This is a genomic window from Microcoleus sp. B13-B6, assembly GCF_036705405.1.
Classification (GTDB): Bacteria; Cyanobacteriota; Cyanobacteriia; order Cyanobacteriales; family Microcoleaceae; genus Microcoleus.
On sequence record NZ_JAUBUJ010000086.1, the window covers coordinates 1 to 16,336 of the forward strand.

A 16,336-nucleotide genomic window follows, 5' to 3' on the forward strand; every position below is an offset into this window, starting at 1 on the left:
AACAAAATGGTACACCGCATATTTGTCTATAAGTGTATCATTTTGTCTATTTATTCGCTACCTAGGGACTAGCTCCGCGCCGGAAACGGCGAAAGCCTTTGTCCCTACAGATATCGCTCAAAAGAGAAGCTTTTGTTTGTTCCCCGATTGATTTTCTAGGCACAATTGGGTTATAGCCGCCGCCGGTATTGGTTTGCTAAAGAAGTAACCCTGACCCATATCGCACTTATGCGATCGCAAAAAAGCCAACTGTTCTGCTGTTTCCACTCCCTCAGCAATCACCTGTAAATTCAGGCCCTGTCCCAAGGCGATCGCCAGTTTCACAATAGTAGCACCGCTGCTGCCCGTCACCAAATCTGCCACGAAAGATTTGTCTATTTTTAAATTATTGAGCGGAAAGTTTTTCAGAGACCACAGCGAAGAATAACCCGTGCCAAAATCGTCCAGAGAAATGTGAATTCCCATGTCCTGCAACTGCTGCAATACCGACACCGTAAAGCTCACATCTGTCATGGCAATGCTCTCGGTAATTTCTATTTCTAAATATTCGGGATTTAACTTGGTTTCTGATAAAATTTCAGCGATGATTTGTACCGTATGAGGTTGCAGAAACTGGCGGGCTGATAAATTCACCGCTATCCGCATCGGCGGCAATCCCAGTAACTGCCACGCTCGATTTTGCAAGCAAGCAGTCCGCATCACCCATTCGTCAATTTGGCAGATTAATCCTGTTTCCTCAGCTAAGGGAATAAATCGATCGGGAGGAATCAAACCGCGTTCGGGATGCTCCCAGCGAATCAGAGCTTCCATGCCCACTATTTTGCCAGTATTTAAATTTATTTGCGGTTGATAGTACAGGACAAACTCAGATTTGTTTAGAGCTTTGTAAAGATGATTTTCTAAGTTAAGATCCTCGGAGACTTTACTGCCGATCGCCTGCGTGTAAAACTGATAATTATTGCGACCTTTCTGTTTAGCTTTGTACATCGCAGCATCAGCATTTTTTAGCAAAGTTTCTGCATCTTCTCCGTCGTAAGGAGCCAAAGCAATTCCCAAGCTCGCCTTAATATAAAGTTCCAAACCATCAAAATCAAAAGGACTGCTTAAACTCTGGATAATTAACTGGCAAATCTTAGTTGCTTCCTCCGGGGTGTTGATATTGTACAGCAGCACAGTAAATTCATCGCCGCCCCAACGAGCCATCGAATCCCCGACGCGCAAACAGTTAGTCAAACGCCGAGATACACTTTGCAGCAACAAATCGCCCACTGGGTGACCGAGAGTATCGTTAACATTTTTAAATCTATCTAAATCTAGAAAGATTACCGCCAGCATTTCTCCATTTTGGTGAGCGCTAGCTAAAGCTAAAGACAGCCTTTCATTAAACAGTAATCTATTAGGTAAACCAGTTAAGGGGTCGTGAGAAGCTTGATGTCGGATCATGGCCTCGACGCGCCTCTGCATTACAGCCATGTACAGGTGAGTTCCTAAAGATTGTGCTAGCTTCTGTTCCTCGCTAGTCCACTTTTGAGCTTCGCCTGTTTTGATTTCTTTCCAAGCTGCAAAGGACTGTCGGGGACGATCGCTCCGGGCGTCCGAACTGCAACGGCCCGCCCACAAAATTTCGGTTTGTATAGGGCTGCGAAAAACGGTGAGACAGCCGATGCACTGTTGGCGGTATTGCAGCGGTACTGCCAAAAATGATCGAATGGAAGCTGCGACTAAATTGGCAGATACAGATTTGAGTTGAGGTTCTTTAGAAATATCGGAAATTGCGTACAAGTGCGGTACGAGAAAACTGGAAATATTGCTGTCAATTGAACTGTAATGCTGGGAATATAGATTTTCAAAAATACCTAATTGGCTTTTCTGATTAGCAGTTTGTGCTGGCTCGTCTTGGTTTGCCCTCCACATAATCTGCTGCCAAAACGGGCTGAGTTCAAGGTCAATGTCTGCGGGCTGCTGGCCACAGGTATAAAGCAAAGCGGGCCGATCGCCAAACTCGGCTGCAAGGTAGAGTCGCCCTCCTGAACCACGCAAATGCTTGACAGTTTGTTCGAGAACTGCTTTCCGAATTTCGTTTAGTTCCAAAGGAGAATGCAGCAAACTGGTAATTTGGTTGATAACGGCTTCGTCACGCGCTTGCTGTCTAGCTTGACTCAGCAGAAAAGATTGGGCGATCGCAATTGAAAGTTGATCCACAAGCAACTGCACCATTTTCAATTCTCGATCGCTAAACCGTTTCGGTTGGCTGTGATGAGACACCAACAGTCCCCAAAGGTGATTTTGATGCAAAATCGGCACCGTCAGAGAAGAACGTGCCCCCATAGCCTTCAGATATTCAGCGTGACAGGGGTCTACAGGACGATAGCTAATATCTTCAACTGCTAAAGTTTTGCCGCTTTCGGGACAATCTAACCGATTAATTGTTTGATGCTTCAATTCCACATCTACAATCACTCGCTGCCGCGCTTTGAGAAACATTTCCCGAGCACTCTGGGGAATGTCGCCTGGTGGAAAGCGCAAACCCAGCATCGAGGGCAACTTGTCGCCGTTGATGGACTCAGCAATGACCTCCCCGCTACCGTCGGCCTCAAAGCGATAAACTTTTACTCGATCGCTTTCTAAAAAGCTGCGGATTTCTCGCGCAGTGGTGGTCAAAATCTCTTGGAGTTCTAAAGAGTTACGGATGCGATTGGTAATTCGATTGAGTAAAATCTCTTGTTCTAAAGTCGATCGTGACATTTGTGTAACTTTGGTGCGGGTCATCGCTTTTGAGCTCCCGGGCTGTTGACAGCATTTTTGCGAGCCACAGTCTTAACTTGCCCTGTATTATACATTACAATACTTTCGTTCCGTCTAGGGGCTTGACCCAACCCAAGAGCGCGAAACTCTGTTTCTGGGGATATTTCCACTTTTTAGACAAATTTCAGTGATAAACCGGGTTTTTCACAGCACTTATATCAATTCCGGTAATACCGGAATGATGGTTGACTGTTGACTGTTGACTGTTGACTGTTGACTGTTGACTGTTGTCAGTTGACTGTTGACTCGATTTTATGATTCCGATGCAACGGGAAACGATATGACAAGGCAAGGCAAGAGCGATGTGACAATTAGTGAGGACTCAAGTTCGATCGAGTTCGATCGGGACTCAAGCCCTCACTACAAAGCAATTGCACAGCTACAAGACAAAAGCTATAGAGAAACCGGGTTGACCAACCAGTTTTCTGCCCTCTGGAGGGAGAATACTGGTTAGTCAACCCGGCTGGTAAGTATTTATACCTGAAAAATGGCGTTAAGCCGACGCCCAAATTTCCCGAATTCTGTCCGGCAAAAAGCCAGCTATTTCCTGAATTCGCTCCTCGGACAGCTCATCCTTCGTTGCCGAAAATACAGCGGCGATCGCAGTTTCCGGTTTTACTCCTGAAGGAAGTGCGCCTTCTAGTTCCACCCTGCGTGCAAACAAATTGCCATCGATCCCCGCAGGTGCAGGCGGGCCGGTCAAAGGTTGACGTATGCGGCTGAGCAATCCCACCAGCGGATTGGTATCTTTCCAGAGGTCTGCTATTTCTTGTTGCAGGGTTTTGTCATCCGTAGGCAAAACTTCTTTGTGCAATTCAGATTCCACGTGCTCGATGGCGTCTTTTGTCATCACATCGCGCATGACCCGGTACACTACTTCGGTAATGTCGCGGGCATCAAAAATATCCTCCAAGTGACCGTTTACCATCACTTTTTCCAAAAACGGCATATCCTTTGAAGCGATAGGAACTGCCGATCCTTCGTGGTGGAGCGAGGTCGGAGGATTCGTCTCCATTTTGTGTAACAGTTTGCGACCTTTGTCTGTTAACTCAGCTTCTTGAAATGCCACTAAAGGCGGCACTAACTCAGCTCCTCCATAAGGCTCGCCACTAAACTGAGCTTTGATAAATTCCCTTTGGTTGAGGTAGTCCAAATGACCGAGCAATTCCGCTTCCGCCACCGGGTGACCGACATATTCTTCGGCTGCGTTCCTAATTTCCGACTCTCCCCTGCCGTTTCCGCTACCAATTTTTTTGAGCAAAATGTAAGTCAGGTCGTCTCTGATTGGAATTGTCATTAAAACCTCCTAGGTTAATATCCGGTAAAGCTTAAGTAAAAACAGAATCTTTTTACTTGCTTAAATTGTGATGATTACTACTTAAAAACATTGAAGTATAAACTAGACTAATCAAGTATCTCTCAGCAGGTGGAAGTTATTAAAATTAAGTATCGGTTAGAATCTTCCTTTAGGTAGATCCTTGTATGGAAACCCATGTTTAATGTGGTTAATATCCTAAAAAGCTGTCGCTACTATTCAATGCTATTAAGCGAGGATGCTTTCTTGGTAAGAGTTTTCGTATTTATTGCGTATTTTTACCAAGGCTGACGCACCAAGAGGGCCTCACCTGGTAATTGGTGCTGGGAGAGGTAGAATTAAGCAGATGCTATGGAATCAATCAACTGCGGTCGTTTTGCACGCAGCTTGTAGGGATATTGTATCGGGTGAGACCAAAAACTGGTCATGGGAGAGCTACAAATACGAGCCAATCTGTTTCAAGTGCCGCAGCGCCACTTGAAGAATGCCTCGGAGACAAATTTTTTGATGGTTGCGATCGGCATTTATGAACTACCTTCATTGGGACAATAAATTGGAATCCTCGTCTTTTATTAGCGGTCAACCCCCGGTTGATAAGCGTCCTTTAGTGTTGGCTGTAGACGACAATCCAGACAACTTAGAGCTGCTGACACAAATACTCGATTTATTCGGCTGCGAGTGTGTGGGAGCAGTTGACGGGTACGCAGCTCTTTCAGCAGCAGTGGATAGACAGCCCGATCTAATCGTACTCGACATTTGCCTGCCGGATATAGACGGTATGGAAGTAGTAAAGCGCGCCCAACAAAACCCCGAGATCAGACATATTCCGATTGTTGCTGTCACAGCACTAGCAAAACCAGAAGACCGCGCTCGAATTCTCCAAGCTGGCTGCGTGGAATACCTTTCCAAACCTTTTAACATCAAAGATTTAGAAACAGTTATCCGCCAGCACATCAACTCTCCACTGGCTTTGGTGGAGTTTTAGATTTATAATTAGAATCACGAACTTGAGGTGCAGAGTCCAAAATTGCGATCGTCCCAGTGCGGCCAGTCTCCAAGGTCGCATCGCGGAGCAAATCAGTGACTCCCACGCCCAAAACGTTTTGGATTAATTCTTTCAGTGGCAATTCCAGAACAGATTCTAATTGTGTTCGCACCTGCAAAGCCAAATCTTCCTGACCGTTCTGAGCCAGCAGTTTTTCGGGTTGAGTAAGCCCATTTTCGACAACAATTATCAATTTGTTATCCAAAAGATTGCAGAGCGCCTGACTCGTTGGGTGTCCGAGTTGAGATCGGTACAAAGCTTGAATTCCCTGCGAAAGAGTCCGTTCTAATTTCCCCCGAGTAGGTTCTAAGGTTTCCCCTGTCATATTTTTTATTAAAACCATGATAGATAAAAAAGACTGTGAGCAGTTAACAGTTAGCAGTTAAGTTAACTGTTAATTGCTAACTGCTAACTGTTAGAAATAACCGTCGCGTTAGCCGACAGTAACTTCATTAGTTTGCACCCCAGTTGCACCCTTAACACCTTTAGCAATTGTCACCAACTTGTTGACAATTTCCTGACTGGGAACTGTACCTTTGAGAACCACAGTAGTGCCAAGTTGAGCCACATAAACAGTCTCAATATCCGCAACATCTGGATTTGCATCGAAAGCCTGAGCCACCCGTTTAGCTAAACCGCTTTGATCGTATTCTCCATTCAATCCCATGCGTTCCGGCGGGATTGTCTGAGCGCTCGCAGCAGGTTGAGCTTGAGCTTGAGATTGAGCTACAGGTGCTTGGTAAGCAGGAGCGTCAACAGTTTCTTGATTGTCTTTTTTTTCTAAACCAAATAATCTTTTTAGCCAGCCCATAGAGTTTGTCCTCCGACAAAGTTTGTGTTAATTGACGTGTTAATTGACGTGTTAATTCACGGTTGGCAAATCGCCCTGTAATTGTTATTCTCAATACCAGGAATTACGATCGCACTCTTGGATGCAGAAACCGAGTTTTTTTACAAAAAAGTATCGTTACAGCCATCCACCCCGGTAGCAAAACCCGGTTTGTTGAGTTTGGTGCGCCCATCCTAAATACAATTTACTGTTGTACAACTTCCCCGATCATCTGCCTGGAGACATAATTCTCCCGCTCTCAAACAAATACTTGCGCTCACCATTCCGGCAAATCAAACTTAAACCCTTCTTCCCCAACTTCTACGATTTTGTTGTACATCCACTCGTGCCAAGTTCCCGCAGCCGGAAACTTAGGAATGCAGTAACTAGATAGATAAGTATCCGAAAAATTAGCGACAACTACTGCTCGCGTTCCCTCATCGCTCCAGCGGTAATAAGCCAGCACTTTGGCTTCGGGATTTTCGGGGATAAATTCAATATTGTCGGTATAAAGTGCCGGCAAATGTTGCCGCAGCCGAATCACGTGTTTGTAGTATTCCAATAACTCATGATTGGGCTGATTTTTCAACAAAGACCATTGCACTTTATTCGGCTGGTTGGGAGTTTACCGAGTGGATTGTCCAAACTCTTCGCCCATCCACAGCATCGGTATTCCTACTGCTGTGACTAACAAAACCGGGCGTTGCTAATTTATGGTATGAAAGGCTAAATATGCAAGTCATAGAAACCAGTATCTACAAAGCTTCGGGATTTTCAACTTATTTTTTTTCATACCTTGATTAAGCAAAGCCCTGAATTTTAGTGCGGAAATAACCTTTATCATCTTTTTCTAAGGGAATTTCTGCCCAGTTGGAAAAGGAGCCTCGCAGTGTAGCTGCTTTGTTGTTCGGGGCGAAGAGTTTGAATTCAATTGCAGCGGCCATGAATAGCTTGTTTGCAGAACTTATAAGTGTGATTAGTATTAATTTTTACGATTTTGCAAATCGGTCGCCATCGTTCTTAAGAGTTAAACCTGTAACGCTTATGTTGTAAGGTACTTGGGGGCGCAGCCGCAGGATTTAGTCGTGCGAACCCTAGCGATTGAGTAAGGTGCGCCCCTAGGCACCCGGAAACCTGATTTTAATCAAAAATGTAGTTAAAGTAACTAAAAATTATTAAGCGCTGTTTATGAAAAATAGTCGGGACTGTTTTTAGTTAGTAGTCTGAAACCCTAGATTTTCCGTTGGTAGCGAACTTGCCGTGGAGCCTTGAAACCCTTATTATACGGTGGGTATCAAAAACTGTCCGAAGTATTGTATGAAAATTAATTTAACTTTTGATAACTAGATAAATCGTGGTGAACATTTAACATTTGTAACTAAAGAAACATTTTTTAGCCTACAGGAATAATACCGTAGAAAGATGCCATTTTATGCGGAAACAGCGAGGATGAGCTTGTAATTGTAAGGCAAGGGAAACCCGAAAAATGAATCCTTTATTCAACGGGGTTTTCCTGCGACTTTAAGCCAAGTTTGAGCCGAGAAGAGCAATGATTATTTTTGCTTATGTCTTGGTATCACTTGTTTTATAGTTTTTGACTGGTAAACTTTGTAGAACCTTTCATCAGCTTTAACGACTGCTGCTACCTCAGTAATTGGTAATTGGTGAAAATCTCATTCGTCCCTGTTACCCGTTAGATATTCCGAGCAGTGGCTTAAGGCTCTAAAAGTTTAATGTGGGATGTTGGCGAATTACCGTTACTGTAAAACTCTGGAGTGTTAAAAATGCTAAAACAAATGTGTTGGTTGCCCAGATTGGGACGCAATGGAGAAAAGATATTGCACTTACGCACCGATGCCCGTCAGGGGTGGCGGCCTTATACAGCTTTTCCGCAGTTCGCTGTATCCGACTACCGGGAACCGGGCGGTTCTAAGGGATGGGCAACATATCAGAAGCTGAGAACTCAAGGGTGGAATTTAATATCGACCGCAGAAGGGCAGCAGTCGATTTTTGGCGAACAGAAAAGTGCTTAAAAAACCCGAAACCGCAGCAATAAAAGAAGAGGTAAAATCCTCTTCTTTTTATTACTTTTGGAGAGAGCAACTGGGTTTTTAACCATCCTACTTGGTAGAATGGGTAAGGTGTGCAGTGCTGACCTTATACCAATTTAATGTGAAGTTGTACATATCTCGATCCCCCTAAATCCCCCTTAACAAGGGGAGTAGGGGTTGACTTTGAGAAGAATCTTGTCCCCCCCTTTGTAGGGGCGGTGCGACCCCTACTCCCCGTGCCCGCCCTCTTGGCTAGGGGGGGATCGGATTCTATGCAACCTCATAAAAAATTGGTATTACATAATTTTGAGATGTTTGCCAGTTGCAAGTAAATTAGGCGATCGCCCTTTCTTTCTCTGCTGTAATTGCTACGTTATGGAGCACCGGCTGGTGAGTTTTCAAGTTAAACCGGTATCCGTGGGGGAGGATGTGCAACTTGGCCCCGCAAATCGCCAAAGCCTCATCCTTCAACAGTCCCTCCAGATTGTCGTGGAGTTGTTCCGACGAGTCGATGACAGTTACAGCGCTTTCGCCAATGACTTCCAACTCGTCACCGTGGACTAAAATAGCTGTATTTTCGTCAATACCAAATCCCAACACGGCCGGTTGCAGCAAGAGTGCCGAAACTAAGCGTCCCAGACGACCTCGCTGGGCGAAATGCTGGTCGATGACAACTCCTGGAAGGAAACCCATCCCCGGCCCCATTGCTACCACATCAACGCGGGGATTTGTCTCCGAGTCTCCTTCAATAATCATCACGTCTGGCATCATCGCCGCGCCGGCACTGGTGCCGCCAATGATAATCCCTTCAGAGAAGCGTTTGTGCATAGCTGCGTCGAGTTTGGTGTCTTTCAAGCAGCTAATAATCCGCGCTTGATCTCCGCCGGTAAAGAATATGCCAGTCGCTTGTTCGATCGCTTCTAAATAATCTGGATTGTTGGCATCTTCCGGTTTCTGGGTGTCAACAACTCGCACATCTTCAGCGCCGAGTCGCTCAAACACTCGGATGTAATTATCTCCTACTTCTCCCGGCAGGCTTGTCGCAGCCGTCATCACTACAATGCGGGCTTTAGTGCCTCCGGCGCAGCGCAAGAATTCCCGCAGAATTTTGCAGTCCCCCTCTTTGTCTTCGGCACCACCAATAATTAGCAACTTCCCCTGAATTTCGCTGCTCGCCATATTATCTCCACTGTTAATTTATTAATAATTTCACTAAAACACAAACTTCTTTTTTCCGAAAACCGCCAAAAGGTATATATAGATACCAAAAACCTCTCAGACTTCTACCCCTCCAGGGCGCACACAGCAAGGGTGATATGGGAGTTTACTCATCCTCGATGATCGACAGACACAAAAAACTTACCCCCCCTAACAGGAGATAGGGGGGGTCAACAAATGAGCTTAAATTACAGGGCCCACGCGCGCGCGGTGATCAATCCGGTTTCTGATCCGATTCTTCGCTAATCCTCCTCTGATTGCTCGTAGAAATCCGGTTGATGAGCGTAAGTCCTCAATTAGTCCGATCGCCCGTTAGTGCGATCGCTCGATCAAATTGCTCAATATGGTACTCGCCCGTTCTAAAGGTAGGTGTCTGGGTTTGCCGTTCCAGACAATCTGATATTCGTTGCTGTTTTGACCATCACCGTAGCCAGAAATTAGCTTCCGGTGAAATGCTTCCTCAGCTAGGTGGTGAACTTTTTCCCTGAGAGCAGTTTGTGCGATCTTCATAATTTGCTGCCTCTTAAATTTTCTTTCACTGTCATAAACAATTATAAGTACAGAGTGTACCTCTCAAAAGTTATAGCTTTTTTTTGCGAGGGGGGAAAGAAGTAGTCATTAGTCATAAGTGCTTAGTCATCAATGCTTAGTTATCAATGCTTAGTTATCTATGCTTCGTCATCTATGCTGAGTCAGATGTGGAAGGAAGAAGGAATATTTTCCCACTCTCACCCTCTCCCCATCTCCCCATCTCCCCATCTCTCCCACTCCCCCTCTCGGCAAATACTGAGGGCAGAATTGCTGGGAGTATTTGTCTCACTGCTGGAATATCTATGCCCGCAGGTAGTATCCCATGCACCGACTATAAAGTTACCGTAAAAAATTAGGTCAAAGGAGGTTAGAAAATGCTGCAAGAAAAAACCACTGAAACAGCCCGCGTCAATGCTCGAAAAACCGATATTTTTGATGTTTTCAACTTCAAACACTATATCGGGCCCAACCCTTATTTAGACACCGCGGCTTTAGTTTTTGATTTCGCGGTGACGGGGGCGAGCGAACCTTTGCCGATCGCACATTACCAGGAAATTATTAGCGAGCGCTACCCGCAACTGCTGCACGAAACTTTCTCGAACCATGCCCAACTGTTCGGCCGTACCGCCTCAGAAGTAGGAAAACTCGACATGGGTTTGCACTTCCAACACTGGAACATCAAGCCGTTTTCTCAGTTTAACAGAATCAGCATAGAAGCACTTCACGCCCGCACTGCCAGAGCAGTAGTGTACGCAGTTTGGGATTGGTTTGAAGCCATTAATCAAAATCAAGACTTTCCCTTGGAAGCACAAATGGGCGCGCTGCAAAATATGTTCCGGCAGTCAGTTTACGGAGGCCCGACAGTTTATTCGTTAATGCGATCGGCATCCCAAAAAGGCATTCCCGCATTTTATTTGTGGGATGAAGGACTAATGCAATATGGGTACGGCAAAAAACTGGTTCGTGGCTCTGCAACTACCTTTGATTCTGACAGCCACTTAGACTCAGATTTTACCACGCGCAAAGACGATTGTAAAGCTTTTCTCGCTACATTAGGATTTCCTGTTCCCAAAGGCGATATCGTCTCCACAGAAAACGGAGCTCTGGCAGTTGCTAGAGAAATTGGCTACCCAGTTGCTATCAAACCAGTAGTCGGTCATAAAGGAATTGGCGTAACAGCAGATGTCCAGGATGCCGAGGAATTGCAGGCGGCTTTTAAAAGAGCAGTTAAGGCCATTCCCGAAACAGATCCGGTGCGAGTAATTGTGGAAAACAGCATCAAAGGATCGGATTTTAGGCTGCTGTGCGTTGACGGCAAATTTGTTTCTGCAACTGAACGCCGGCCCGCTTCGGTAACAGGTGATGGCGACTCAACAATTCGCGAATTGATCCGCCGTGAAAACCGCAAACCAGAACGTTTGGATACGCCAACTTCGGCGATGAGCAAAATTCAGTCCGACGAAGCGATGGAAATGTATCTGGAAGAACAAGGGCTGTCATTGGATAGTGTGCCAACTCGCGATCGCACTGTGTATCTACGCAAAGTCGCTAATCTTTCCGCAGGCGGCATCAGCATCGACGCTACCCGCACTATTCACCCGGATAACATTGTTTTGGCTCAAGATATCGCCCTACATTTTCGGTTAACTTGTTTGGGGATTGATGTGATGACAGAAACTCTCGCCAAATCTTGGAAAACCGGCAATTTTGGGATTATCGAGATCAATGCCGCGCCGGGAATTTTTATGCACCTCAACCCCGCTGTCGGCGAAGGGGTTGATGTGCCTTCGCATATTATCGAAACTTTCTTTGAATCGGGAAAATCAGCCAGAATTCCGATTATTACTTTCAACAGAATTTCGGTACATGACCTACAAGAAACCATCGACCATATTCTGTTGCAACATCCCGATTGGACAATCGGTGCTGTTTGTCGCGGTGGACTTTTTGTTAACCGTTCTGAAAAAGTTTTGAATAAGAATTACCATCTCAACTTGCAAAGTTTGCTGCGGAATCCCAAGCTCGATTTGTTAATTGCTGAATATCCAGAAGAGATTTTGGAAGCTGAGGGAATGTTTTATCGGGGCAGCAATATGGTGGTGCTGGACAATCCGGGAGAAACTGAGATGATGTTGGTCAGAGAAAGCACTGATGACGATACTGTTGTGGTGAGGGAAGGAAATAGTATTTCTCTTCGCCGCCAGGGATTGATCGAACAGTATACTCTGGGGGATGATGAACCGTTTACACGGGTTTATTTGAAGGAAATAGGGACTGTTTTGTAAGCGGTTCCACCTTAAAGTTGGCTTTGTAGGGCGGGTATTGAGTACCCGCCCCACCAGATCAAGGCTTTTTCTAGTTCCCCGGTTCTTCCGGGGCAGGAAGTTGGGAGCGCCGAGATTGGAACAGAGTTCGTTACACTTAGTTACAATTGGTTTTAATTCCTCAGTCGTGGATGCACTATTCCTAAGAAACCCGGTTTCTTCCCAACTTTCTCGTTACCACACCAATATTTTCGTAGAAATTGGGTTTCTCAGGGTAAGTCCTATTGCTGCGATCGTAAGTTTTGAGACAATCTGGTTGGTGCGCTGTCGATCGTGCTATCAAGGAATTTCAAAAGTCCTTAAACGAATTGCACTCCGGTGGCACAAGGTGTGGGAATATGAATGTTGCGAGCAATTGGTTTAATTCGCTGACCGAAAGTTTACAGTCGCACCGTCGTTACATTCCAGCAGCGCTGACTCTTTGCACAGGTACGAGTTTGTCATTGGCAGCCGCAGCCGTTGTGTGGCATTCGGAACACCAACGAATGCAAGCTGAATTTCATCAGCAAGCCGATCGCCTGAATGTGACATTGCAGCAAAGCATCAACAAAAATTTAGAAGTTCTGTACTCACTTGAAGCATTCTACAGGGCATCTACTGAAGTTACCAGAGAAGATTTTAAGCAATTCGCTCAACCTGCACTTGCCCGAAATACTGCTATACATTCTGTTAACTGGATTCGGCGCGTGCCGGCTGCCCAAAAAGCAGCTTACGAAAAGACAATTCGAGCCGAAGGTTTTCCGACATTTCAAATTTACGAACGAACTCCTGACAAAAAGCAGGTCAAAGCAAAAGTGCGATCGGAATACTTTCCCATTATTTACAGAGAAGCACTAGAAGAAGATAACAAAGTGATCGGTTTTGATGTTGCCTCCAGCCCCGATCGCAAAACAGCTTTAGAGAAATCGGTGAATACCGGGAAAATAGCCGCTTCCGCGCGAATTAGATTAGTCAGCAACAATCAACCGGGATTGCAAGTATTTCTACCAGTACCCCGCCGCACAACTTCTGCAGATAACTCGGTCAACGGCCGCCCAAACCTAATGGGAGTTATTGCGGGTCTGTTTCAGATCACCAGTATGGTCGATTCCTCTTTAGAATCGCTAAATTTAGACAAGATTAATTTTTACCTCTATGACGACTCTGCTATAGAGAAAGAACGCTTTCTGGTGCGCTACGACTCACAAGCTAAGCAGTTGATAGATAACCCAAAACACGAAAAGCCAGAGTTAACTAATATCCGGGGAAAAATCTGTAAAAATCCTAGTGCTTGCACTCGCTTATTTAACGTAGCAGACCGCCAGTGGAGGCTGCTAGTTTTGCCTGGAAAGGGGTACAACAGTATGAGGACGTATCAGGGTTCGCTGGCAATTTGTGCGATCGGGCTATTGATGACTGGCAGCTTGACGATTTACCTGTTGATGTCTCTAGAACGTACTGCAAAAGTAGAACAGCAAGTGTACGATCGTACAATTCAACTAAAACAGCGCACCGCTGAACTAGAAACAGCACTAAAAAATTTGCAGGCAGCTCAATTTAAACTCATCCAAACTGAAAAGATGTCCAGCTTGGGGCAGTTGGTGGCTGGAGTTGCCCACGAAATTAACAATCCTGTCAACTTCATCTCTGGCAACCTGATCCATACAGGCGCATATACTAGAGACTTGCTCGAACTTGTGGAAATATACCAGCAGCAATATCCGAACCCAACCCCAGAAGTGCAAGCGAAACTAAAAGATATTGATTTGGAGTTTATCAGTGAAGACTTGCCTAAAATCCTAAAATCTATGAATATGGGAGCTGAACGTATCAGCCAGATCGTGCTTTCTCTGCGGAATTTTTCGCGCTTGGATGAAGCTGAAATGAAGTCGGTTGACATTCACCAAGGCATTGACAGCACCTTGATGATTTTGGATAGTCGGCTGAAACCCAAAGCTGATTTTTCGGGCATTAAACTTATCAAAGAATACGGAAATTTGCCATTAGTGGAGTGCTGGGCGGGACAATTGAATCAGGTATTTATGAATGTTTTAAGCAATGCTATTGATGTTTTATCTGATGAAGAAAATCAAAAAAGGCTAGAAAAAAATGCCTCGAACTCTGCATTTTTACCTACTATTCGGATTCGCACTGAACTCTTAAGTTCTAATTGTGTATGCGTGCGAATCGCTGACAATGGAACGGGCATGACGGAGAATGTAAAAAAACGTTTGTTTGATCCGTTTTTTACTACCAAGCCTGTAGGCAAAGGTACTGGCTTGGGATTGTCTATCTGCTATCAAATAGTGGACAAACATCACGGTTCGCTCAGGTGCGTATCGGCTCCGGGAGAGGGAACTGAATTCTGGATTGAGGTGCCGGTGCGGCAACAGTCTAAGCAATCTGTTTCTAAGGTTTTACCTGCGGTAGGTGTCAATCGATTTTAGATTTTAGATTTTAGATTTTAGAGGCGACCCCACGGATAAATTCGGTGGGCAATTTTCATCGGATATAAGTTTTTTGTTTCTTCATAAATTAATCTGCGGGCTTGTATCCTGGATGCTTTCGGTCAATTGGAATTAGCGGAACAAATCTCGCTTCTAGCGGAGTCTTGCTGGGAGCATCTCAATGAAAGCAGCGCAGCTATAAATTGGAGACAGGAGGCAGAAGATAGGAGGCAGGAGGGGGCAGGGGGCAGAAGGCAGGAGGCAGAAGGCAGGAGGCAGGAGGCAGGAGGCAGGAGGCAGGAGGCAGGAGGAAAGGAGGCAGAAAGAAGGAGCCAGAAGAAGTGTTTTTGCAAATAGGAGATGCTCCCTAATTCCTGTTTAGAAAAGGTGAACTATCCGCACTCTACTTTGGAAAGGCGCGATGTCGCACTCTACTTTCAACAGTTAACAGTCAACAGTTAACAGTCAACAGTCAACAGTCAACAGTCAACTATTATAGTTATTAGCAAGCGCGTGCTAATTCCCAGTGGAATATTACCGAAAACAAATATCTGGGGTTTTACCAGTCGTAACAATTTATAATTGTAGCAAGGCCAAATTACCAATTATTAACTACGATGTCTTTACAATCTATTAGCATACCGCCCACAACGGAGCGCAAACCTGTCGCTTTGATGGTCGCTTTGCATGGATGGGGTGCTAATGCGCGGGATTTGACTTCCTTAGCACCCTTTTTCAATTTGCCGGATTATCAGTTTGTGTTTCCCGATGCCCCCTTTCCCCATCCCCAGGTAATGAGTGGCAAAGCGTGGTATAACCTTCAAAGCAAAGACGCTCAGGGATTGGTAGAAAGCCGGCAATTGCTGAGGGAATTTTTGCTGTCTTTGGAAAGCACCACGGGCGTGCCTTTGTCTCGCACGATTTTAGGTGGCTTTTCTCAAGGCGGAGCGATGACTCTAGATGTGGGATTGACTTTGCCCCTAGCTGGTTTAATTTGTCTTAGTGGTTATTTACACCAGATTTCGCCAGTTGCTGGGAGTGCTTTGCCACCTGTTTTAATCGTACACGGTACTCAAGATACTATTGTTCCCGTTAGTGCTGCTGCGCGATCGCGCGAGAGTTTGACGGCTTGGGGAGCTGCGGTGCAGTATCGAGAATTTAACATGGGACACGAGATTCTGCCGGAAGTTATAGAGGTAATGCGAAGTTTTGTTGTAGAAACTGTGTCGAAATCTGATTAAAGGTTTAGTATATAGTATGGCGGAAGTCTCGGGCAGGGGAAAAAAATGAAAACTTTAACCAAAGCATCGCGCGATATTGCTGTACTTACTTCTCAGGACGTGGCAGAATTGGCTGTCCGTTTGGAAGTTGACGATTATACAGATCCTTTTGAGGGATTGAATGATTGGCATTTGTTGCGATCGCTTGCTTTTCAGCGGCCGGAGCTGGTTGAACCTTATCTCCACCTTCTGGATATGGAAGCCTACGACGAAGCATAGACTGAAAAATCTAGCTCAAAAATTTCGACGGAATTGAGGAAGAAGTTAGCAGCATATTTTGTTGCGGATTAAACAGATGAATGAGGGATGTTAGTCTGTCTTTATCTTAATTTCTTTCTTGATTCTTTTTTATGGCTGAAGGAAGAAGGAAGAAGGAAGAAGGAATTAGGAAGAAGGAAGAAGGAATTAGGAAGAAGGAAGAAGGAAGAAGGAATTAGGAAGAAGGAATTAGGAAGAAGGAATTAGGAAGAAGGAATTAGGAAGAAGGAATTAGGAAGAAGGAATTAGGAAGA

16 protein-coding genes are annotated in these 16,336 nt (G+C 45.2%); 8 read left to right on the plus strand and 8 right to left on the minus strand.

The genetic code is table 11. The features are described 5' to 3' along the window. Positions 1-117: 117 nt before the first annotated feature. Both QUB35_RS28970 and QUB35_RS28975 read right to left on the minus strand, forming a co-directional pair. Positions 118-2,769: an EAL domain-containing protein gene (locus QUB35_RS28970; RefSeq protein ID WP_333145095.1), complete on the minus strand. Its 2,652-nt coding sequence runs from the start codon at positions 2,767-2,769 to the stop codon at positions 118-120. A 529-nt stretch (positions 2,770-3,298) separates the two neighbouring features. Continuing rightward, the gene (locus tag QUB35_RS28975) at positions 3,299-4,102 is read right to left on the minus strand and encodes a DUF2267 domain-containing protein (protein ID WP_333145096.1); all 804 of its coding nucleotides are present in this window, start codon (positions 4,100-4,102) and stop codon (positions 3,299-3,301) included. A gap of 444 nt (positions 4,103-4,546) precedes the next feature. On the opposite strand from QUB35_RS28975, the gene QUB35_RS28980 reads away from it, so the two are divergent. Together QUB35_RS28980 and QUB35_RS28985 are read left to right on the plus strand one after the other, a co-directional pair. Further along, complete coding sequence (locus tag QUB35_RS28980) at positions 4,547-4,672, plus strand: hypothetical protein (RefSeq protein WP_333104665.1); 126 nt, start codon at positions 4,547-4,549, stop codon at positions 4,670-4,672. Beyond that, on the plus strand, positions 4,647-5,105 hold the full coding sequence (locus QUB35_RS28985; RefSeq protein ID WP_333145097.1) for a response regulator: 459 nt from the start codon (positions 4,647-4,649) through the stop codon (positions 5,103-5,105). The genes QUB35_RS28980 and QUB35_RS28985 overlap by 26 nt, the downstream gene beginning before the upstream one ends. Here QUB35_RS28985 and QUB35_RS28990 read toward each other — a convergent pair. The 4 genes from QUB35_RS28990 to QUB35_RS29005 form a co-directional block, all read right to left on the minus strand. Beyond that, a complete protein-coding gene (locus QUB35_RS28990; protein ID WP_333145098.1) occupies positions 5,074-5,508 on the minus strand; it encodes a DUF2294 domain-containing protein in 435 nt (144 codons plus the stop codon). The two genes, QUB35_RS28985 and QUB35_RS28990, sit on opposite strands and share 32 nt — an antisense overlap. A 90-nt stretch (positions 5,509-5,598) precedes the next feature. Further along, the gene (locus QUB35_RS28995) at positions 5,599-5,976 is read right to left on the minus strand and encodes a BON domain-containing protein (protein WP_333145099.1); all 378 of its coding nucleotides are present in this window, start codon (positions 5,974-5,976) and stop codon (positions 5,599-5,601) included. Positions 5,977-6,271: 295 nt separating this feature from the next. Beyond that, a complete protein-coding gene (locus QUB35_RS29000; protein WP_333145100.1) occupies positions 6,272-6,598 on the minus strand; it encodes an alpha amylase C-terminal domain-containing protein in 327 nt (108 codons plus the stop codon). Between the two features lie 196 nt (positions 6,599-6,794). After that, positions 6,795-6,938: a hypothetical protein gene (locus QUB35_RS29005; protein WP_333145101.1), complete on the minus strand. Its 144-nt coding sequence runs from the start codon at positions 6,936-6,938 to the stop codon at positions 6,795-6,797. 840 nt (positions 6,939-7,778) lie between these two features. Here QUB35_RS29005 and QUB35_RS29010 point away from each other — a divergent pair. Next, on the plus strand, positions 7,779-8,027 hold the full coding sequence (locus tag QUB35_RS29010) for a hypothetical protein (protein ID WP_333145102.1): 249 nt from the start codon (positions 7,779-7,781) through the stop codon (positions 8,025-8,027). 351 nt (positions 8,028-8,378) lie between these two features. Here the strand turns inward: QUB35_RS29010 and QUB35_RS29015 are convergent, their stop codons facing one another. Together QUB35_RS29015 and QUB35_RS29020 are read right to left on the minus strand one after the other, a co-directional pair. Continuing rightward, entirely contained in the window at positions 8,379-9,224 is an 846-nt protein-coding gene (locus tag QUB35_RS29015) for a cyanophycinase (RefSeq protein WP_333145103.1), read from the minus strand. A 351-nt stretch (positions 9,225-9,575) separates the two neighbouring features. Continuing rightward, entirely contained in the window at positions 9,576-9,773 is a 198-nt protein-coding gene (locus QUB35_RS29020) for a hypothetical protein (RefSeq protein WP_015175364.1), read from the minus strand. Positions 9,774-10,168: 395 nt separating this feature from the next. Here QUB35_RS29020 and QUB35_RS29025 point away from each other — a divergent pair, with 395 nt between their 5' ends. The 5 genes from QUB35_RS29025 to QUB35_RS29045 all read left to right on the plus strand — a co-directional run bounded on the left by QUB35_RS29025 (position 10,169) and on the right by QUB35_RS29045 (position 16,289). Next, positions 10,169-12,079, plus strand: a complete 1,911-nt coding sequence (locus QUB35_RS29025) for an ATP-binding protein (protein WP_333145104.1) — start codon at positions 10,169-10,171, stop codon at positions 12,077-12,079. A 377-nt stretch (positions 12,080-12,456) separates the two neighbouring features. Further along, positions 12,457-14,544 carry a CHASE domain-containing protein gene (locus QUB35_RS29030; protein ID WP_333145105.1) on the plus strand — a complete coding sequence of 696 codons (2,088 nt, stop codon included), beginning with the start codon at positions 12,457-12,459 and terminating at the stop codon, positions 14,542-14,544. Between the two features lie 617 nt (positions 14,545-15,161). After that, a complete protein-coding gene (locus tag QUB35_RS29035; RefSeq protein WP_333145106.1) occupies positions 15,162-15,785 on the plus strand; it encodes an alpha/beta hydrolase in 624 nt (207 codons plus the stop codon). Positions 15,786-15,830: 45 nt separating this feature from the next. After that, complete coding sequence (gene isiD / locus QUB35_RS29040) at positions 15,831-16,043, plus strand: protein IsiD (protein ID WP_006632739.1); 213 nt, start codon at positions 15,831-15,833, stop codon at positions 16,041-16,043. Between the two features lie 87 nt (positions 16,044-16,130). Continuing rightward, complete coding sequence (locus QUB35_RS29045; RefSeq protein WP_333145107.1) at positions 16,131-16,289, plus strand: hypothetical protein; 159 nt, start codon at positions 16,131-16,133, stop codon at positions 16,287-16,289. Positions 16,290-16,336 lie beyond the last annotated feature (47 nt).

Bases quoted from the DNA above. Each gene is read 5' to 3' on its own strand.
- QUB35_RS28970 (WP_333145095.1), bottom strand. From the start codon at position 2,769: ATGACCCGCACCAAAGTTACACAAATGTCACGATCGACTTTAGAACAA.
- QUB35_RS28975 (WP_333145096.1), bottom strand. From the start codon at position 4,102: ATGACAATTCCAATCAGAGACGACCTGACTTACATTTTGCTCAAAAAA.
- QUB35_RS28980 (WP_333104665.1), top strand. From the start codon at position 4,547: ATGGGAGAGCTACAAATACGAGCCAATCTGTTTCAAGTGCCGCAGCGC.
- QUB35_RS28985 (WP_333145097.1), top strand. From the start codon at position 4,647: ATGAACTACCTTCATTGGGACAATAAATTGGAATCCTCGTCTTTTATT.
- QUB35_RS28990 (WP_333145098.1), bottom strand. From the start codon at position 5,508: ATGGTTTTAATAAAAAATATGACAGGGGAAACCTTAGAACCTACTCGG.
- QUB35_RS28995 (WP_333145099.1), bottom strand. From the start codon at position 5,976: ATGGGCTGGCTAAAAAGATTATTTGGTTTAGAAAAAAAAGACAATCAA.
- QUB35_RS29005 (WP_333145101.1), bottom strand. From the start codon at position 6,938: ATGGCCGCTGCAATTGAATTCAAACTCTTCGCCCCGAACAACAAAGCA.
- QUB35_RS29010 (WP_333145102.1), top strand. From the start codon at position 7,779: ATGCTAAAACAAATGTGTTGGTTGCCCAGATTGGGACGCAATGGAGAA.
- QUB35_RS29015 (WP_333145103.1), bottom strand. From the start codon at position 9,224: ATGGCGAGCAGCGAAATTCAGGGGAAGTTGCTAATTATTGGTGGTGCC.
- QUB35_RS29020 (WP_015175364.1), bottom strand. From the start codon at position 9,773: ATGAAGATCGCACAAACTGCTCTCAGGGAAAAAGTTCACCACCTAGCT.
- QUB35_RS29025 (WP_333145104.1), top strand. From the start codon at position 10,169: ATGCTGCAAGAAAAAACCACTGAAACAGCCCGCGTCAATGCTCGAAAA.
- QUB35_RS29030 (WP_333145105.1), top strand. From the start codon at position 12,457: ATGAATGTTGCGAGCAATTGGTTTAATTCGCTGACCGAAAGTTTACAG.
- QUB35_RS29035 (WP_333145106.1), top strand. From the start codon at position 15,162: ATGTCTTTACAATCTATTAGCATACCGCCCACAACGGAGCGCAAACCT.
- isiD (WP_006632739.1), top strand. From the start codon at position 15,831: ATGAAAACTTTAACCAAAGCATCGCGCGATATTGCTGTACTTACTTCT.
- QUB35_RS29045 (WP_333145107.1), top strand. From the start codon at position 16,131: ATGTTAGTCTGTCTTTATCTTAATTTCTTTCTTGATTCTTTTTTATGG.